At 39.0% G+C, this 2,401-nt stretch carries 4 protein-coding genes and 1 pseudogene; 2 read left to right on the top strand and 3 right to left on the bottom strand.

What is annotated here, in order from left to right; translation table 11 throughout:
• The first annotated feature begins 177 nt into the window (after positions 1-177).
• Positions 178-492 carry a type II toxin-antitoxin system RelE/ParE family toxin gene (locus tag ACFIJ7_RS09345; RefSeq protein WP_273790985.1) on the top strand — a complete coding sequence of 105 codons (315 nt, stop codon included), beginning with the start codon at positions 178-180 and terminating at the stop codon, positions 490-492.
• 16 nt (positions 493-508) lie between these two features.
• Positions 509-805: a HigA family addiction module antitoxin gene (locus tag ACFIJ7_RS09340; protein WP_004861504.1), complete on the top strand. Its 297-nt coding sequence runs from the start codon at positions 509-511 to the stop codon at positions 803-805.
• A 44-nt stretch (positions 806-849) separates the two neighbouring features.
• On the opposite strand, the gene ACFIJ7_RS09335 is transcribed toward ACFIJ7_RS09340, so the two are convergent.
• The 3 genes and pseudogenes from ACFIJ7_RS09335 to ACFIJ7_RS09325 form a co-directional block, all read right to left on the bottom strand.
• A complete protein-coding gene (locus tag ACFIJ7_RS09335) occupies positions 850-1,128 on the bottom strand; it encodes a hypothetical protein (protein WP_375626971.1) in 279 nt (92 codons plus the stop codon).
• The gene (locus ACFIJ7_RS09330) at positions 1,125-1,862 is read right to left on the bottom strand and encodes an antA/AntB antirepressor family protein (protein ID WP_375645170.1); all 738 of its coding nucleotides are present in this window, start codon (positions 1,860-1,862) and stop codon (positions 1,125-1,127) included. The genes ACFIJ7_RS09335 and ACFIJ7_RS09330 overlap by 4 nt, the downstream gene beginning before the upstream one ends.
• A gap of 311 nt (positions 1,863-2,173) precedes the next feature.
• Positions 2,174-2,401: pseudogene (locus ACFIJ7_RS09325) on the bottom strand (hypothetical protein); the annotation flags it as partial.

Below are 2,401 nucleotides of genomic sequence, written 5' to 3'. Positions count from 1 at the left end.
ATTGCAGGCGTGTTCTCAGGGGAAAAGTTGAAATCACGCATATTGAAAATATTGTCACCAGCTGCCGTCTTTGCTGCCTTTATCAAAGCAACAAAGCTTTCCCTTATCGTCTCTCTCGGATGCATGGGCGCTCCTGTTATTTAACATTTATCCTTTTCTTTATATTGGTATCGTGTTATGATACGTAAAAGAACGAATAAAGGTGATTTGGTGATTGAATCTTTTGCTGATAAGCGGTGTAAAGATCTTTTAGAAGGCAATCCGCCCAGAGGCTTTCCCACCACTCTAGTGCGTATAGCCCAAAGAAAATTGTTTATGCTCGATAAAGCAGTTGATCTTAAAGATTTGCGCAGTCCTCCGGGAAATCGTCTAGAAGCATTGAAAGGAGAGCGTAAAGGTCAATATTCTATCCGTATTAATGACCAGTTTCGTATTTGTTTTGAATGGCGCTCTAATGGCGCCTATGAAGTTGAAATCGTAGATTATCATTGATCTGTAGGAGGTCGAGATGAAAAATTATATAGCGATTCATCCCGGAGAAATTTTACGAGAGGAATATTTAAAAGAATATGCTCTCTCTGCTTATGCTCTTGCAAAAGCATTAAATGTTCCACGCACGAGAATAGAACGTATTGTTGCTGAAAATAGTCCAGTGACTCCCGATACAGCACTAAGATTAGCCTATTTTTTTGATACTACTGCTGAATTTTGGCTTAACATGCAAGCTGCTTATGACGTTAGTATATTACAAACTGAAAAAGCAGACGAATTTGCCAAAATCAATAAATTTGAATGTAGGGTTTAACCACTCCCTATTTTAAGAACAGGGAGGGGAGTTGTGTTTTTAAGTTAAGCAGCTTTTACAACAGGACTTTCCAAAGTAGGAGCATAAGCTTGCAATAACGGATTCATGCTATGCGGTAGTTCTGAAGTTCCAAAACCTGTAAGAACTGCTAGAATCTTTGTAATATTCGGCACCTCATCTTGAAGTTTTAAAATCAAAGCTTTTTCTACCATGCCCATGATGTCAACCAGAGCACTACAATTTTTGTCATCGACATATTCACAATTGACAAACTGAAACAACGTTATCCATAAATCGCATAAAAAGTTGGTATCTACTTTCATTGTACACCCCCATGGATTTGTTCTCTCAAACAAGCCAATCCTCTAGATGTGATTTTCGTTGAAGGGAGTACCTTTTCTGTACCATCCGGTCTTTGAATGGTAATAGCGGGACAATCCATAAATCCTTTCTTGATCTTATCCTGATAAGGTAACAGAGGCGCCCCTGGAGCCCGTCGATACACCCAATCATGTTTACGCAAGTAATCCGTTAAATCTTTTGGTCGTACCTCTAACATCTTTGCTGCTTCAATTAAGCCAAACAAACCATCAGAGCGTTTTAAACCTTCAAGTGCTTTTGCTTTTGGTGCTAATTCAGCGATAACATGATCTTTCTGCTCTATTTGACTTTGTAAGTGATTCAAAACACCAAGCAATGCCTCCGGTTTAGAGTAGTCAACTTGTGGTGTCACTACTTGTTTCAAAAGCCGTTCACATTTGATAAAATATAAACGAGCTTCTCTACCTTTCTTATTATTCTCAAGCATAGAAAGCTCTTTTGCTACATTTAGTGTAAGGTAATATTCTTTTAATACGACATTTTGACGTTCGCCAGTTTTGGCGAGCGTTAAAATATAATCTATTCCTTCTTCTAAATTGTATTTGATAATACGGTCCTTAATCCAATTGGAAAAGTCTCGTTTTGCTTCTAAGAATGCGTGCAATTCACGTGCATTTACTGTTTGAACAATTTCCTGTCCAACAGTTTGTTCCGATATCGGAATAAGAGTGTTCATTATGAACTCCTATTGGTTAGATGTTTTTCATCGACATTCCAGAAAAATGCCGGGCGCTGAAAAACACGGCCAATAGTCCGTCGTTATGCTTTTCCCAAAAGGGTATTTTATGGCATAACCACACCCGACAAAGCCATTATATGCGCGTAACATACAACGAGTCAAAGCCTTTAATGTGCGGAGAAGAGATTGTGTCGGCAATCCATCCGCTATTGGTTTAAGGTGTTCTTCAGGCACCTGATTCGATTATTCATATTGTCGCCACATTGTCAAGTGGTGACTTTACATTTTTAAAATAAATAAGCGTATCTTTACTTTATCTCCCGCAAGATAAGTTTATACATACCGGATTCAGAGGCTTGGACATCTGTGATCACGAAGTGCTCTTGAGAGGGGGCTTTGCTGTTTTCAGGGGAAATGATTACAACATTATCTTGAGGTTTTGGTGGTAAGCCTCCGATATCATTGATACAAAGATCAAGTTCCTTTCTTGCAATTGTCGTGGGGATTCTGCCACCGGCGTCCGATTCTGAATGCTT

The organism is Bartonella sp. MR100HLJHH (assembly GCF_042194215.1).
Taxonomy (GTDB): Bacteria; Pseudomonadota; Alphaproteobacteria; order Rhizobiales; family Rhizobiaceae; genus Bartonella; species Bartonella grahamii.
Note: the sequence above shows the minus strand (reverse complement) of the source record. Positions and strands in the feature narration are given on the sequence as shown.